Origin of the sequence: Marinitoga sp. 1197 (assembly GCF_001021165.1) — a bacterium.
Classification (GTDB): Bacteria; Thermotogota; Thermotogae; order Petrotogales; family Petrotogaceae; genus Marinitoga.
This window is the reverse complement of record NZ_AZAY01000014.1, coordinates 14,270-31,325: the sequence shown is the minus strand read 5'-3', so window position 1 is coordinate 31,325 and position 17,056 is coordinate 14,270. Positions and strand designations below refer to the sequence as shown.

10 protein-coding genes are annotated in these 17,056 nt (G+C 27.5%); 4 read left to right on the top strand and 6 right to left on the bottom strand.

Annotated features, from left to right (window positions below):
• Positions 1-55: 55 nt before the first annotated feature.
• From X275_RS04215 to X275_RS04205, 3 genes are all read right to left on the bottom strand, one after another.
• Positions 56-1,309, bottom strand: coding sequence for an adenylosuccinate synthase (locus X275_RS04215; RefSeq protein ID WP_047267689.1), 1,254 nt, complete (start codon positions 1,307-1,309; stop codon positions 56-58).
• A 383-nt stretch (positions 1,310-1,692) separates the two neighbouring features.
• Complete coding sequence (locus X275_RS04210) at positions 1,693-2,352, bottom strand: thioredoxin family protein (RefSeq protein WP_052913611.1); 660 nt, start codon at positions 2,350-2,352, stop codon at positions 1,693-1,695.
• Positions 2,353-2,356: 4 nt separating this feature from the next.
• On the bottom strand, positions 2,357-3,010 hold the full coding sequence (locus X275_RS04205) for a cytochrome c biogenesis CcdA family protein (protein WP_255350035.1): 654 nt from the start codon (positions 3,008-3,010) through the stop codon (positions 2,357-2,359).
• Positions 3,011-3,120: 110 nt separating this feature from the next.
• Between X275_RS04205 and X275_RS04200 the strand changes: the two genes are divergently transcribed.
• The 4 genes from X275_RS04200 (at position 3,121) to X275_RS04185 (ending at position 13,954) form a co-directional block, all read left to right on the top strand.
• Positions 3,121-6,141, top strand: coding sequence for a DEAD/DEAH box helicase (locus X275_RS04200; RefSeq protein ID WP_047267687.1), 3,021 nt, complete (start codon positions 3,121-3,123; stop codon positions 6,139-6,141).
• A 186-nt stretch (positions 6,142-6,327) separates the two neighbouring features.
• The gene (locus X275_RS04195) at positions 6,328-9,804 is read left to right on the top strand and encodes a carboxypeptidase regulatory-like domain-containing protein (protein ID WP_047267686.1); all 3,477 of its coding nucleotides are present in this window, start codon (positions 6,328-6,330) and stop codon (positions 9,802-9,804) included.
• Between the two features lie 15 nt (positions 9,805-9,819).
• Positions 9,820-11,772, top strand: a complete 1,953-nt coding sequence (locus X275_RS04190; protein WP_052913609.1) for a S8 family serine peptidase — start codon at positions 9,820-9,822, stop codon at positions 11,770-11,772.
• A gap of 418 nt (positions 11,773-12,190) precedes the next feature.
• Positions 12,191-13,954 carry an AAA family ATPase gene (locus X275_RS04185; protein WP_047267685.1) on the top strand — a complete coding sequence of 588 codons (1,764 nt, stop codon included), beginning with the start codon at positions 12,191-12,193 and terminating at the stop codon, positions 13,952-13,954.
• Positions 13,955-14,019: 65 nt separating this feature from the next.
• Here X275_RS04185 and X275_RS04180 read toward each other — a convergent pair whose 3' ends face one another.
• From X275_RS04180 to X275_RS04170, 3 genes are read right to left on the bottom strand one after another with little or no spacing between them, the layout of a single operon-like run.
• Entirely contained in the window at positions 14,020-15,150 is a 1,131-nt protein-coding gene (locus tag X275_RS04180) for a membrane protein (RefSeq protein ID WP_047267684.1), read from the bottom strand.
• 9 nt (positions 15,151-15,159) lie between these two features.
• Positions 15,160-15,996 carry a succinate--CoA ligase subunit alpha gene (locus X275_RS04175; protein WP_047267683.1) on the bottom strand — a complete coding sequence of 279 codons (837 nt, stop codon included), beginning with the start codon at positions 15,994-15,996 and terminating at the stop codon, positions 15,160-15,162.
• A complete protein-coding gene (locus tag X275_RS04170) occupies positions 15,989-17,014 on the bottom strand; it encodes an ATP-grasp domain-containing protein (protein WP_047267682.1) in 1,026 nt (341 codons plus the stop codon). Before X275_RS04170 ends, X275_RS04175 begins: the two co-directional genes overlap by 8 nt.
• Positions 17,015-17,056: the final 42 nt, after the last annotated feature.

Here is a 17,056-nt window from a genome sequence, read left to right as displayed (position 1 = left end):
TCATTATTTTATTATTTTAGACATGCTATATTATTTATTATAACATAATCTGTAATTAAATATTAAATATCATCTCATTTTTACTGCACATTTCTTCAGTTTTGGGTCCGTAGGATATATGAGAAATTTCAATACCTGTTTTTTCTTCAATAAATGCCATATATTTCAAGAAATTAATATGCTTTGTATCAGGCCATCCTTTTAAACTTTCATATATAGGTTTTGCTACAAAAAAATCATAGGATGATGTTGGAATTTCTTTAATTTTTCCATTTATTTCATAACCAACACAAACCTTTATCTCATCAAGTCCATTTAAAACATCTGCTTTTGTAATGACAAATTTTGTTAAGCCAGATCTTAATTTTGCATATCTCAATGCAGGTAAATCAAGCCAACCAACACGTCTTGGTCTTCCTGTAGTTGCGCCAAATTCATTTCCCTTTTTTCTTATTACTTCACCAATTTCTTCAAATTCTTCTGTTGGGAAAGGACCTTCACCAACGCGTGTTGTATATGCTTTTAATACACCCAATACTTCATTGAGCTCAAATGTTGAAAAACCAACAGAAGAAACACCATGAGCCATTGTTGCACTGGAAGTCACAAAAGGATATGTGCCAAAATCAAGATCAAGTAACACACCTTGAGCACCCTCAAATAATACAGAAGTGTTTCTGAAAACATCAGCCATATCTATTGCAGAAGTGAAATTCACATTCAATTTTTCCAATCTTTTTTTCTGCTTTATCAGGTAATTAAAAATATCTTCTGGCATAAAATTATATTTTTCACCAAATATATTCCTTTTTAAATAAATAATCTCTTCAAGTCTTTGTTTTAATAAATCTTCATCAAAAAGGTGGTAAACTTTGAATCCTTCTCTTGATACCTTATCAGTATATGCAGGACCAATTCCTTTTTTTGTTGTTCCTATTGGATTTTTTCTTAAACTTTCTAAAATTGCATCTTCTTCTTTATGATATGGTAAAACTATAAAAGCTTCTAAATCTATATATATTTTTGAAGAAACACCCGGAAAATCATTTTCCAGAATTTCCAGTTCTTTTATTAATTGCTCTATATCTATAACCATTCCTGCTCCTAAAAAAGCTTTTGAATTACCTTCAGGTATAATTGAAGGTAATAAATGGTTTACATATTTTTTCCCTTTGTAATATATAGTATGTCCTGCATTGGCTCCACCAGAAAATCTTACAATCCATTCATAATTATTTGAAAAATAATTAACAACTTTTCCTTTGCCTTCATCACCCCATTGTGCTCCAACAATAGCAACCCTTTTCATCCTTTTCACCTCCAAAAAAGTAAAAAAGCCCCATTAAAGGGCTTTTTGTTTTTTATATATAATTTTTTTATTTTTGTTATTTTCATAATAAAACCGTCCTTTGATTTTATTATATATCTACTATTATTTTACATGGATATTATATCATTACAATGTCTAAAAAGTCAAGTAAGCGAAAACTCGTAGATTGTCTGAAAAAATAGCGAGTGGAGCCGGTCAATTTTGCATGGATGCAAAATTGAGTGAAGCCGAACATGGATGTGAGTCTAATACGACCGGCGATAATGAGCTATTTTTGAAGATTAACAATCAAGGTTTGAGCGACTTTACTTTTTGGATATTGTAATATCATAGAAAATCACTAAAAACAATATTTTTTATATTTACTTTTCATAAATTATAACATAAAAGTTTTCTTCTAATTTTTTATCAACCTTATCCAAAATCACATTTGTATATTTATCCATTTTTTCATTGTATTTTTTTGTATTTGGATCATTTAAAAGTAAATACTCTATATCTTCTTTTTTTAGTTTTAAAATTTTGCGTTCAATATTAACTTTTATATTACTTTTCACAAAATCCTGATACTTAATATTTCTTGTTTTCAAATATTTAAAATATTTTAAGATGGACAAAAAAGTATCCTTCTCAACAAATCCTGGTAATTGAGCAAGTGGTTCTTTATCAAAAAAGAAAAATGTTGGTGTTCCACGTATTCCAAAAGCACCGAATAATTCAACATAATTCATACTTTTATTCTTAAAATTTGCACTTTTATTCTTATCTGCATATATTTCAGCGAATATAAATTCTGTTCTTAACCATTTCTGAATTTTCTTATCTGTTAATACATCCTCTTTAAATTTTTTACAATAATAACAGCTTTTAGAGGAAAACATAATGACAACATTTTTTCCTGTTATCTCACCTATTTTAAGAGCTGTATTAAAATCATGAATAATAAAATCATCAAGGTTTGCTGCATAACTGTATATAGATATTGCAAATATAAACATCGCAAAAACAAATAAATTTTTCATTTTATCACACTCCCTGTAATGAATTAAATAACCCAAAAATAACTAATATTCCCATGATTATTAGCAATATACCACCAAAAATTCTAATATATTTTTCCCATTTAGGTGTCCCAAATGTTATTTTTGAAAGTATTTTACTTATTGCTCCGCTAAAAAATAAAAATGGAATTGAAATACCCAAAGAATAAACAAACAACATTAATCCTCCAGAGAAAACATTAGAAGTAGTTGAAGCAAAAGTTAGAACAGCAGCAAGTACAGGCCCAGAACATGGAATCCATACAAATGAAATTAAAATACCAATAATAAAAGCGCTGAAAAATGATGAGTTTTTGTGTTTATTTAAATCAATTTTGAAACCTTTAAAACCATCTTTTCCGAATAAATAAAATATTCCTAATGAAATAATAAAAAAACCTGCTATAATATTAAATATACTTTGATATGTCGAAAGAAAACTTCCCGCAGTTCCAGCAAAAACACCTAAAATAGAAAAAAATATACTTAACCCTAGAAAAAATGCAATACCTCTTTTAATAGTTAACATTGTATCATTTAAATCAGTCATTAATATACCAAAAAATAATGGAATAAGAGGTAATACACACGGACTAAAAAAAGAAATTATACCACCTAAAAACGCACCTAAATAACCTATCGCAGGTTGGATATTTAACGTTAAGGTATCTATTTTTCCACCCCCTATATATATTATTTGTATATGTAATTATAACAAATTTCATCGTATTTACCAAAGAGGTGATTTATATGGAAAATAATTTATTTGCAATACTAAGAAAATTAGAATTATTAAAAAAAAGAATTCCGACGCATATACTTGAAAAAGGTTCAAAAATGTACGAAGAAGCAGTTGATGAAAATTATGATAATGTATTTATAGATTATTTCTATTCTTATGAAAAAAATAATTTAATTACTTATTCTATGATTGTATTACAAAACTCATATTATTATAGACAAGCATTTTATAAACCAATTGTTACTATTAATACTGAAACATTAAGAATTAATTATGAATGTTCATGTCAACACAAAAATGATAATCAAGATATATGTGAACATATTTTTATGCTAATATTAGAAATAGAAAATCGTTTAAAAAGTAATGGTATTTTTAAAGACGAATATAAAACGGCTTTAAACCCTGATGTTTTTTTTAATTTTTACGATTACGGAGATACTTATTATTTAATCTATCCTAATTCAAATGGTGCAATTATAAAATTAGCCCAAAAAAATAAAAATAGAATAGTTTTAAGAAAGGATATTAACACTTTTGATGATGTTGAAAAGTTTTTAAAGACAAAAATACCAGAAGATGAAATTGAAATAAAAAAATTAATAACTCCTATACCATTACATAGTTCTGGAATTACATTAAAAGATAGAAAATTCAAATTAGTTCTAAATAATTTTGAAGATTTAAAGAAAATAAATAATAAAAAAATTCTATTCAAAAATAAAAAAAATATACATTGGAATGATGATTTAAAATTCAAACTTTATATTAGCAAAACAGGAAATGAAAATAATATATCTATAAAATTACTTCCAAAAATAACTCCAGAGAATATCATGTATTCTGTAACAGATTCTGTTTATTATGAAAAAAATAATTTTTCATTAATAAAATCAAAAACATCAATAAAATTCCCATCTAGTGGAGATATTCAAACCTATGTTTTAGTCAAAAACAAAGAGAGTCTTGAAAAGTTTATAAAAGATTACTTAGTTAAATATGAAAAATATGGCTTTGAAATTGAAATAGATGAAAATCTAAATATTAACAAAAATCTGTTTATTCCAAAATTAAATATATATATAAATTTTGTAAAAACAGAATTTCATATAAAAGGGAAATTTTTGTACAGCGAAGAAATTGAATTAAATGAAGATTATAATAATAAAAATATTGAAGAAGAAAAAAAATTATTAGAATCTTTAAAAAATTCTGGAATTGAATTGGATGGGAAAGGTCATGCAATATTGGAAATTGACCAATTTTTTGATTTTATAGAAAACAAAATAAAGTTATTAGATAAAAATATAATCATCAAAATGAATAAAAATATAAAAAAGCAGGAAATAGAAAATATTCATATAAAATTAAATCTAAGAAACAATTGGTTTAATGTCGAAGGAGAAATCGAGTTAAAAGATAAGAAAAAAATAGATTTAAACGCTGTAAAAAATAGGAAAAATAATTTTATTGTTTTGAAAGATGAAACATTTATAAAAATCCCCGATAAAATACTAGAAAAATTAAATGATTTAAAGTTTAAAGAAAATAAAATTGAGATGGAAAGTTATAATATATATTCTTTACTCAATGAAAAAGATTTTAAAATAGAAACACTAGATAAAAATACAAAAGCATTTATAGAAAACATTAAAAAGTTTGAAAGAATAAAAGAATACGACATTCCCGAATTAAAAATTCCTATGAGAGATTACCAAATTCAAGGATATTATTTTTTAAGATATCTTCAAGAATTAAAATTTAACGGAATTTTGGCAGACGATATGGGGCTTGGAAAAACTGTACAAACTATAGCTTTAATTTTATCTTTAAAGAAAAAAAATAGAAAGTTTTTAATAATAACTCCGCGTTCTGTTGTATACAACTGGGCAAATGAAATAGAAAAGTTTTCTTCTAATCTTAATTATTATATTTATCATAATAACCAAAAAAACATACCAGAGAATACAGATGTTATATTAACAACATATGGAACCATAAGAAATTCATTTGAAGAATTTAAAAAAATAAAATTATTTTATATCATTTTAGATGAGGCACAATACATAAAAAATAATGAAACCAAATTATATAAGACAATTAGAAAATTAAAAGCCGAACATAAGTTAGCTTTAACAGGAACACCTTTAGAAAATTCACTAAATGATTTATACAATATCTTTGATTTTTTAATGCCAGGCTTTTTTGGAAAAAGAAAAGATTTTTTAAGAAAATATAATTATTCAAATAAAGAAAGCATTGAACTGTTAAAAAGCAAGATAAAACCTTTTATTCTACGAAGAAAAAAAGAAAATGTTTTAAAAGAATTACCACCAAAAACAGAAGAATATATATTCAATGAAATGACACAGCATCAACTGAAAATATATCATCAAGTTCTACAGGAATACAGACAAAAAATAGCAATGTCACAGGGAAATTTAAACTTTAGTATATTAGAAGGATTGTTAAGATTAAGACAAATTGTAAACCATCCGAGACTACTTGGTTTAAATATAGAATCATCTAAATTTAATGAATTTAAAAAATTTGTATTAGAAGTATTAAGTGAAAATCATAAAATAGTTGTGTTTTCGCAATTTGTTAAAATGATTAATATTATGGAAGAATGGTTAAATGAAGAGAATATAAAATATAGTAAAATAACTGGCCAAACAAAAAAAAGAGTAGAGATTATTGAAGATTTTAATAGAAATAATGAGATTAAACTATTATTGGTTAGTTTAAAAGCTGGTGGAACTGGGTTAAATATTACAGGTGCTGATTATGTAATACATTATGATCCATGGTGGAATCCAGCTGTTGAAAATCAAGCAACTGATAGAGTTTATAGAATTGGTCAAACAAAAGCTGTTTTTGTATATAAATTTATAACAAAAAATTCTATAGAAGAAAAAATATTAAAATTAAAAAACGCAAAATCAGAACTTTATAACATGGCCATTACTTCGGAAAATTCTATAATCAAAAATTTATCAAAAGAAGATATGTTAAAATTATTCGAATGAAGCAACGGAATGTTGCTTCATTTTTATTTGATTTAATTAATATTAGGTTTCCTAATTATTTAATTTTACCTTTAGATAACTTGAAAATCAAAAAAAATTATTGTATAATACAATGTTAAATATTATAATAATAAAAAGTTTAACTGTTAGTTAAACAAATCAAATTTCATAAAAGGGGGTAGTTGGATGAAGAAAAAAGTTTCATATTTACTAATTTTTGGCTTATTATTTTTGTTGCTTTTTGCATCATGTATTAGGCAACAAACACCTTTGACTATTTCTATTACAAAAGCTGTAACCGGTATTAATGGTGTTGTGCCTGTAAAATCACCAGTTGATATTAAATGGTCTGTTGCAGGGGGCGATTCTTTTACAGCAAAAGTTGTTGTAAAGCTCGGCAATTCTATAGTTTTTGAAAAAAGTGGTTCTAATTTAACAGAAGTTACTATACCTGAAAATAAGTTTGTAAATTTAGGTGATTATACGTATTACGTTGAAGTAACAGCTGGGGATCAGACAGTTAAAACAAAGGATTTAACTTTTAAGGTTGTACCAAGTGTTAAAGAGGTAAAAATCCTTTCTCAAAATAACACATCTGTATTAAAAAATACTTCAAAAAATGTTTCCTGGGATATTTTATCTTATATTGACGGAAGGGAATATGAATATAAAATAATGTTAAAATCTCCGGGAAAAACAGAGTTCACACTTGTAGGAACTACCACAAATAAAACATATGAAATAACAGATTTAGCAACTATAGGTACTTATTCTATGAAAATTGTTGCTGTTGAATTGAATAATATAGAAGTAGAAAGCCCTGAATTTCTTTTTCAAGTAGCAAATTCATTATATGATGGTGAAAATCATTTCCCAGAAATTGGAAATTCTTCTCCAGAAAATAATGCTATTAATGTAGCTTGGGAAAATTCTACATTCGATACTAACGCTATTGTTAAATTATCTTGGTTGGCAACAGACGTTGATAACGATACTTTGGAATTTGATGTATATATAGATGATTCTTTTATAACTACAACAGAAAGTACCGAAATTCAATTTGGAGGTTTTTTGCCAGAAGAAAATATTTCTTGGTACGTGGTAGCAAGGGATGAAAAAGGATTTGAAACGAAAAGTCCTGTGTGGTCATTTACACTTAAATCAAATACAGCACCAGTATTTGAAACAGAAGTTGCATCTGAAATTGTAAATGATTCTGTTGTTAAGTTTTCATGGGATGCTATTGATAATGATAATGATGAATTAAAATATGAAATATATTCAGGAACTCAGGAAGCTTCAACTTTAATAGGCGAAAAATATGCAAATTTCTTTAATACAGAGAATAAAGATGGAAATTATATTGTTGTAGCAAAAGATCCATTTGGCGGAATATCAGAAAAAGAATTTATATATACTGCACCAACATCTGAAATAACAGGTAATGCCACAGTTGTAGTTTATGTAACTGATGCAAAATCAGGACCTGCCGTGTCTGGTGCTAATATTACATTAAATGGTATAACAAATACAACAGATGATAGTGGTGTTGCAACATTTACTATATCAAATATAACAGATAAAACCATTTTAACTATAGAAGCTACCAAGTTAAATCATGCTTTAACAAAGGTTGATGGGTTAATGCTTAAAGCAGGAGAAGTAAAAGATGTTTATATTACATTAAGAAAAGCAGAATTAAATCCAGACCCAGATACGCAAGAATTACCAGAAGTAGATTTTCGTGTTTATAAGTACAATGATTACTATCTTTGGGCTTCAAATGGAGCAACGCCTGAAAACAAACCAGAAGCTTTAGATATTGATAATGTTGTAATTAATTACCCTATTTTTGTTGAAGTTACTGCAACTCCTGTGTCAAACGATCATATAAATATTATTTATGCAGCTTTAGGGAAAACACCGGGATCTGGTTTTATGACTGGAGATAGGGGTTATACATCAGGAGCTTCAGAAGTGGCGTTTGTCTTTAATACCTTTGACTACAAGGGGTTAACGGATTTACATATAACAGTTTATGATTACAATGATAATCAAATTGAAATTGTAAAGTATTTAAATATTTTAAATAATAATGACATAGTTCTTCCGAAATATACACCTGCAGATTGGGCATCTTATGACATGGGAACTAATTTGGATTCTTACACAAGAAGAATGGAAATAGGATTTTATAGTCAAGGAAGCAATATTGAAAAAGCTAATGTAAAAATAAATAATTTAATTAAAAGAAATGTTGAAAATAAGATTAAATTGTTTAAATCAAAATTTAATAAAAAGTTAGATTATAATATTGAAGCAGCACAACTAAATTCCAATTTGTGGGTTGAAGTATGGTGGATTCCTGTTAATGCGTTTGATCCTAATGGGGTATTGTATCAATATCCAAATGGATATAATATATACAGATCATTTGATGGCTTAAATTGGGAAAAGGCTGGATATGTGTCACAATATTCAAAAAATAACTTTATCTTCAGAGACTACAGTCCTAAGTTGGAACCTGGTAAAGAAGTTCATTATGGTGTTACGGCTGTTTATGATGATGGTGAAACAAAATTACATTATTTAGGTTCTGTAATTCCACTTGGTATGTTTGATGTAGAGTTAACCTCACCATCTATGTTATCAACAAACGTTGCAAGAGAACCTATTTTTGAATTCAGACCGAAAGTTTATGATAATTCATTGGATAATGCTATTTTTGAGTATACATTATGGATTTATGATTTAGTTCAGTCTGAACAACATCTATTGCCTGGATATATAGGTGAAGATGGTAAGGTATATCAACAAATGTATGATGTTATGGGCCCTTATCCTTTAGCAGTAAATTATGCATCTCAACAATGGTTCTTACTAAATGCTAACGGATTATATATGTATAATGAGCCACTTGCTCCTAATAAAACATATTCATGGGCAATAGATCTTGCATATGCTTATACTCAAAATGATGTATCAAGTGCAATATCAATTTCTATAGATCAGGGATATGGTGTAGATCCATTTGGTAGAGTGGATGCTGATGCATTTAACACATTTACTACTGGAACAGATATCTATGATACATATTCCATAGAGGAATCTCAAGATAAATATCTTTCAACATATTTATTTGGAGCTAATGTTGTTGGTTCTGTAGTAGATGTATATAAAAATTATGTATATTTAGAAGATCCTATAACAAATAAGGCATTAAAATTGAAATTTGATTCTAATGTTTATAATGTAAATATCGGTGATATTCTTATTGTAAAAGGCGATATGTATTCTGATACTTCTGGAAAAACATTTGCTGTGAAAAATGTTATGATATTAGATCAGCTATCTGGAAATGAATTAAATGCTATACCTTTAGATCCTTCTATATTAGAGGAAAATGATATAGGATTAAATCCTTATGCAAGTGCTTTAGTTAGCTCATCAGGAACAATAACAAGTATTGATAAATATGGGTTAAGTCTTGAATATGACACAACGGACAGTACAGCTTCAATATACATATTTAAAGGTGGATCTAATATATTAACTTCAGATGCCACTATTGGAGATAGACTTGATGTGAAAGGTATTTTGAAATATTATAAAACATATTGGGAAATCAGTCTAAGAAGCGACGATGACTGGTCAAAACAATAATAAGGAGGGGTGAATATGAAAAATTTAAAATATATTTTAATAGGTCTTTTATCAATATTGTTCATTTTTGCTAGTTGTCAGACCACTTTGTTGAATCCGAATGAAAATGATAAAGATAACAATGTTGTGTTTAGCGAATTCAATAATGCAGAAGTATTTGAAGGGAGAATACTTGTAGGATACGAAAATAAAGATTCAATTGAAGAAATAAAAAAAGCTTTAAATGGTGAAGTTTATATTGAAATTCCAGAAATTAAGGTTGTTGGAATAAAATTTAACGGAACAGTAAAAGATGCTTATGCTAGATTAAAATCATTAAAACTTGATGGAATTAAATATGTTGAGCCAAGTTTTAAAAGAGATTTAATAGACCCTAAACCTGTTATTGTCGATGATACTATAACCAAAAGCTTAGATGGAGTTTCAGAAGATAGCTTGTGGGGAATGAATAAAATTAACGCTATTGATGCATGGAAAGTGGCTACAGGAACAAATGTAATTGTTGCAGTTATTGATACACCAATTGATGCGCAACATCCAGATTTAGCCGGTCAATTTGTAGCAGGATTTGATCCAGTTAGTGGAAATTTAATAATGCCTGATGAAGATTATGATGCAGTAATTGGTGGCCCTGGTGATGATGGAGATGATCATGGAACACATGTTGCAGGAACTATTGCTGCTAAAAAAAATGGAAATGGAGTAGTTGGACTTGCATACGGCGCAAAAATAATGTCAATACCAATATTCCAGCCAGACTATATTGGTGATGCGTATGTTGCAAGAGGTATAATATGGGCTGTTGTCAATGGCGCTCAAGTATTGTCAAATAGCTGGGGCGGTGGTGGATATTCAAAAACTCTAAAACTTGCTATTGATTACGCATTATATCATAAAGCAGTATTTGTTGCAGCAGCAGGAAATGATCATACTGACCAACACTGGCATTATCCTTCTTCATACCCTGGAGTTATAGCAGTAGCTGCTTCAAATGCAAGAGATGAAGTTACTGATTTTTCAAATAGAAGTGATACTATCTCTGTAGCTGCGCCTGGGGAAAAGGTCTTATCTACTATCCCAAGGCATTCAGCTCAAATTTATGGTGTTTATTCAGAACCATATGATTATTGGGCTGGAACATCAATGGCAACACCACATGTTTCCGCTTTAGCAGCATTGTTAAAACAATTACATCCAAATGCAACGCCATATCAAATAAAGAAAATGATAGAAAATACTGCAGATGATATAGATATAGCAGGTTGGGATCATGCTGCAGGTTATGGGAGAATTAATGCGGGTTCTGCTGTAAGTGCGCCTTTGCCTCCTCAAAGTGGAGCAAGTTATGATTTTTATGTTATGTCTAATGCTGGAGCACCATTATCAAATGTATTTATTTCTCTTATAAGAAAATCAGGAGAAGGAGCAAATTATTATGTTACAACAGATGATGGATATGGCACATTCTATTCTGTAGATCCTGGAGATTACACTTTAGTTTTAAGTGGACCTGATTATATGCAATTTGATTCACTAAATTATAGAGCAGAAGAAGCAACTGTATTAACAAAAAACATTACATTAAGCGATGAAAGTACCATAATTTATTTAGTATTAGATTCAACATTTAAATTAGATATTACATTAGATTCCACAATAACTGGAGGATCAACTTTGTTAGTAACAGATGTTGATACCACAGAAGAAGCTACAGAATTTTCTATTTCGGAAGAAGCCACAGAATTTTCAGCTGATTTATCAAATTTAAGTGGACAATTTAAATTAATAATATACAGAGATGTTACAAAGTCAGCTTCTGAAATAACTTTCTCAGGAATTGCAACAATAAATGGAAACCCAGTTCCTGTTATTGGTATAATTCCAGAAAATGAGTCAAAAGGATTTATTGAAGATGCAAGATTTGTAAAAAACGTTCCAGCTGGTTCTATACCATGGACTATTTTCTAAAAATAAAAAAGAGAGGTCTAATGGCCTCTCTTTTTTATTATATAACAATTTATACAATAATAAATTGCAACTACCACAAATTATTTTATTATTATCAATATTTTAAGTTCTCTTCCAAAATAAGTGAGGAAATATATGATAAAATATAAATATTTTATACTGTAAAAACAGATTCATTAATCTTGATTATCCACTCTTTTCGTAGGGAAATCACATATCTTTCTAAAACTGATTGACAAATATATGATAAAAATGTTAAAATAAAAGCGAAATGAAAGAAAAAATGAATTGTTATCTGAAATTTTAAATATATAAAACAAGAAATAAAAAATAGCGGCTTTCTGCTTGATATATAAGAATTAGGTAAAATAAAAAAGCATTTTTGATTTTGTCATTATTTATTAGAAGAGGTGTGTTTATGAAGAAAAAAATACCATATGGGGAACAAAATTTTGAAAGAGTAATAATGCAAAATTATTATTACATAGATAGAACAGAATATATAGAAAAATTAGAATCATTAAATGAAAAAAATATAGTGTTTTTAAGGCCAAGAAAATTTGGAAAAACATTGTTCTTAGATACACTTGCAAAGTATTATGATATCAATTATGCAGAGAAATTTGAAAAATTATTTGGAAAATTATACATAGGAAAAAATCCAACACCATTAAAAAACAGTTATTATATATTAAAAATGAATTTTTCTGGGATACAAACAGAAAATAAAGAAAAATTAATAAATAGTTTTAAAAATAAAGTTATACGTTCTCTTTATAATTTTAAAAATGATTATAAATTAAAAATAAAAATAGAAAAAGAATATACAGAACCAGCAGATATTCTTGGCTCATTTCTTGACGGAATAAAGAATGAAATAAGAAAACCAATATACTTATTAATAGACGAATATGATCATTTTGCAAATGAACTATTGAGTTTTAACCTTGATTTATTCAAAGATAGCGTAACAAAACATGGATTTGTAAGAAAATTCTATGAAGAAATAAAAAAAGGAACAGAAACAATAATAGAAAGACTATTCATGACAGGTGTAAGTCCAATAATGCTGGACTCATTAACCAGTGGATTTAATATAACTAAAAATAAAACAATAGATATAAAATTCAACGAGATGCTTGGATTCAAAGAAGAAGAAGTAAAAGAATTATTGGAATATTATGGTATATATTCAGAAAAATTATTAAAAGAAATGCAGGAAAATTATAATGGATATATATTCAACATAAACGCAAAAGAAAAAGTATATAATCCAGACATGGTATTTTATTTTATAACAGAATATTTTTCAGAAAAAAAACCACCAGAAAAAATAATAGATGATAACATAATGAGTGATTACAAAAAAGTACAGAATTTATTTAGTCTTGGTGAATTGCTTGGAGTAAAAATAGACAAAGACAACAAAAAGGAACTAACAGAAAAAGAAAAACAAGAAGCAAAAGAAAGTCCAAAAAAAATAATAGGGAAATTACTAAATGAAATACTATTAACAGAAAGAACAACATTACCAGAACTCACAACAATGTTCAACCCAGGAAAAAGGATAGAAATAAAAGATATAAAATCATTATTATTCTATCTTGGATTCATGACATTTGAAAAAAAAGGATTAAGGACATATTTAAAAATACCAAATTACTCAATGAAAAAAATATTCTCAGAATACTTCACAGAATACATAGAAGAAAGGCTAACAGAATATATAGACACAGATGAAATAGAAAATGCAATAATAACAATATTAGAAGATGGAAAAATAGTGCCATTTGCCAAAGAAATAGAAAACCTACTAAGCAAAATGGACAACAGAATATTCATAGGATTAGATGAAAAATACATAAAAGCAATAATGTATAGTTATTTAGTATTAACGCCATATGCAATGGTAAAAATGGAATATCCAGTAGAAAATGGATATATAGACATAGCAATGTTCAAAAGATACGAAGAAGTACCATATGAAGCGATAATAGAAGTAAAATACATAAAACAAAAAGAATACACAGAAGAAAAATTAAAAATGAAAATAAAACAGGCAAAAGAACAAATAGAAAAATACAAGAAATCGTATGAATTAAATACAAAAAATGAAACGATGAAAAAGTATATAATTGTTTTTGTTGGAAAAGAAGCAAAGTATATTGAGGAAGTAAAATGATTTAGGAAAATTAAAAGAGAAAAGACTTTTGTTATAAAAACATAATAATAAAGTGAGGAGTATCCTCACTTTATTATTATCAATATTTTATTAAAAATGACCATACCAATAAGAGCAAAGGGGTATGTAGCGCCATAGCCCACTGCAACTTCTTCAGAATCATTGGCATCTATTGCTGCACCAAGCCCTGGAGTACTAGTCATTCCACCGCATATTGCTCCTGATAATATTATCCAATTAATTTTCAATATATATTTTCCAACTATTACTCCTACAATTATAGCAATTGAAGCTATAATAAAGGAAAATAACATTAAATATAACGTTTCAATATTTAAATTGCTTAAGGTTTTATAACCAGACCTTAATCCTACAGAAGAAAGAAACATTAATAAACCAAATTCCTGTAAATTTTTCAAAATCATTTTATTCATTTTAAAGTTAAATATCCATATTTTCCCTATTGTTCCTAATATAAGAGATGACAACAAAATTCCTCCTGTCATACCTAATTTAAAAGAAATTACTCCGAAATTAAAATTAATATTTCCAAATAATATCCCAATAATTATTACCAGTGAGTAACTTAAAAAATCAAAATTTTTTGCATCTTCTTTTTTTATATTGATTTCTCCAAGTAATTTTTTCTTTTCATCGTTGATATTTATTTTTAATATATAAGGTAATAAATACATAGAAAATATTACAGCCAGCACTCCGGGAATATATCCAAAAGAATATCCGGATATTATATCTTTTTCAAAATTAGGTGCTGTTTCTAACGCTGTTGCCAAACCAGGAGAACTTGTTAATGCACCAGAAAATAGTCCTATAAATGTGTATTTGTTATTTGAAGATAAAATAAGTGTTGTTAAGAATCCAGATAAAGTTATAACAAATGCCATAATAATAAATTTAAAGCCATATTTTTTTATTATATGTTTTAAATCTTTAGATGCAATTAGCCCAACAGATGATATAAATAAAATTAAAGAAAAAAGGAAAAATTGTTTAAAATCCTTGTTCATGCTGTTTATTATTTCTGGATTATTAGAAAACTGGCTGGTAGTATACCAGCCAATTAATAATCCACTAAACAAGGTTCCAGAACTACCCAATTTAAAGTTCTTTATTTTTATTTTCCCAATGAAAATTCCAGATAATATAGTTAAAAACAGTAATATATATGTATTCATACACCCTCCTCATACTAATTCTGGTATATTTTTAATTACTTTTACCCCTAATTCTTTTAATTTTTTTTCTTTATATTCAATACTACCTTCATAATCATCCAAAATAGCACCAGCGTGTCCCATTCTTTTTCCTTTTGGTGCTGTTCTGCCTGCAAAAAATACTTTTATATCACCATTATAACCCTTTTTTAATGCATATTCAACACCATTTACTTCATCATTTCCTCCAATTTCACCAATTACTACAACTTTTTTGATATTTTTATTTATAATATATTCCATTGTTTCAGCTACTGATGTGCCTATTATTGGATCTCCACCTAAACCTATACCAATTTTAATACCTGTTGAATATTTAGAAAGATAATTTGAAATTTCATACATTAAAGTTCCACTTCTTGATATCACTGCAATATCTCCGGGTTTAAACGCTTTCTCTGGCATTATTCCGATTTTTGAAATTCCAGGTAATATTACACCAGGACAATTAGGCCCTATTATTCTAATATTATTGTCTTTAGCAATATGATATACATCAAGCATATCCTGTTGGGGGATATGTTCTGTTATAATAATAATCTTCTTTATACCAGCATTTATTGCTTCAAAAATTGCATTTTTCGCATATGGTGCAGGAACAAATACTACAGAAGTATCTACACGATATTTATTCACTGCATCATACATATTGTTTAAAACTTCCACTCCATGCAATTTTTTTATTATATTATTTTTTGACACTCCACAAACAATATTAGCTCCATAATTTAACATTTTTTCTGTATGTAATCTGCCATATTTTCCTGTTATTCCCTGGACACATATTTTTTCTTTTCCATTAATCATGAATTCTCACCATCCTTACTGCATCTAAAATCATAGAATACATGTCTTCATAATAGCTTAATTCATTTTCTTTCAGTATTTTTTTTGCATTTTCCTCATTTGTTCCAGTTAATCGTATAAACAAATTAATTTCTGGATTTTGTTTTTTAAATTCTACTAAACCATTTGCAATTTCATCGCACTTTGTTATACCGCCAAAAATATTTAATATAATTCTTTTTATTCCATTATCCCTTAATAAATTTAAAGCCTGTAATGTAATCTCTTTTTCTGCTCCTCCGCCAAGATCCAGAAAATCTGCTGGTTCTCCACCAGCTAATTTTACAGCATCCATTGTAGCCATAACTATTCCTGCACCACAACCAATTATGCCTATATCTCCATTTAATTTGACAAAATGAAAAGGATATTCCTCTTTGATAAAATCCTTTGCCCATTCCTGTCTGAATATTGCGTTATCATCAAGATGCATTACACTATCAAGAGCATATATTTCTCCTTTACTATCTTCAACTAATGGATTGATTTCTAATAAAGTTAAATCTTTTTCTCTAAATAATTTTCTTAGATTTGGTATAATTTTTTGTATTTTTTCTGGTAAAAACTCTTCGTAATTTTCAAAATTTAATTTTTTTATGCTATCTTTATTTTCTTCAATATCAATACCGCCATTTTCAGAATATAATATAATAATATCTTTTTTTTCTCTATCTAATACAAGAGAAATATAATATTCTTTTTCAAAAGGTATCATTTCTTCGATGAGAACACCATACGGTTTTTCACCTTTAATTTCTTTCTTTAGTAGAACTTTTGTTTTAGACAAAAATTCATTTTCATCTTTGGCAAATAATACACCACCAGCCTTCATACGACCTCCAACTAATACTTGCGATTTTAATACTGCTGGTAAGAATTGAACTCTAATATCGTTTTCTGGTCTTATCAGATATGACGCTGGTACTTTAATCCCATACTCCTTTAGAAAATTTTTTCCTAAAAACTCCTGAACTTTCATACTGCCACCTCCTATAAAAATAAAAATTCTATCCCAATTGCC

Bases quoted from the DNA above. Each gene is read 5' to 3' on its own strand.
- X275_RS04215 (WP_047267689.1), bottom strand. From the start codon at position 1,309: ATGAAAAGGGTTGCTATTGTTGGAGCACAATGGGGTGATGAAGGCAAA.
- X275_RS04210 (WP_052913611.1), bottom strand. From the start codon at position 2,352: ATGAAAAATTTATTTGTTTTTGCGATGTTTATATTTGCAATATCTATA.
- X275_RS04200 (WP_047267687.1), top strand. From the start codon at position 3,121: ATGGAAAATAATTTATTTGCAATACTAAGAAAATTAGAATTATTAAAA.
- X275_RS04195 (WP_047267686.1), top strand. From the start codon at position 6,328: ATGAAGAAAAAAGTTTCATATTTACTAATTTTTGGCTTATTATTTTTG.
- X275_RS04190 (WP_052913609.1), top strand. From the start codon at position 9,820: ATGAAAAATTTAAAATATATTTTAATAGGTCTTTTATCAATATTGTTC.
- X275_RS04185 (WP_047267685.1), top strand. From the start codon at position 12,191: ATGAAGAAAAAAATACCATATGGGGAACAAAATTTTGAAAGAGTAATA.
- X275_RS04180 (WP_047267684.1), bottom strand. From the start codon at position 15,150: ATGAATACATATATATTACTGTTTTTAACTATATTATCTGGAATTTTC.
- X275_RS04175 (WP_047267683.1), bottom strand. From the start codon at position 15,996: ATGATTAATGGAAAAGAAAAAATATGTGTCCAGGGAATAACAGGAAAA.
- X275_RS04170 (WP_047267682.1), bottom strand. From the start codon at position 17,014: ATGAAAGTTCAGGAGTTTTTAGGAAAAAATTTTCTAAAGGAGTATGGG.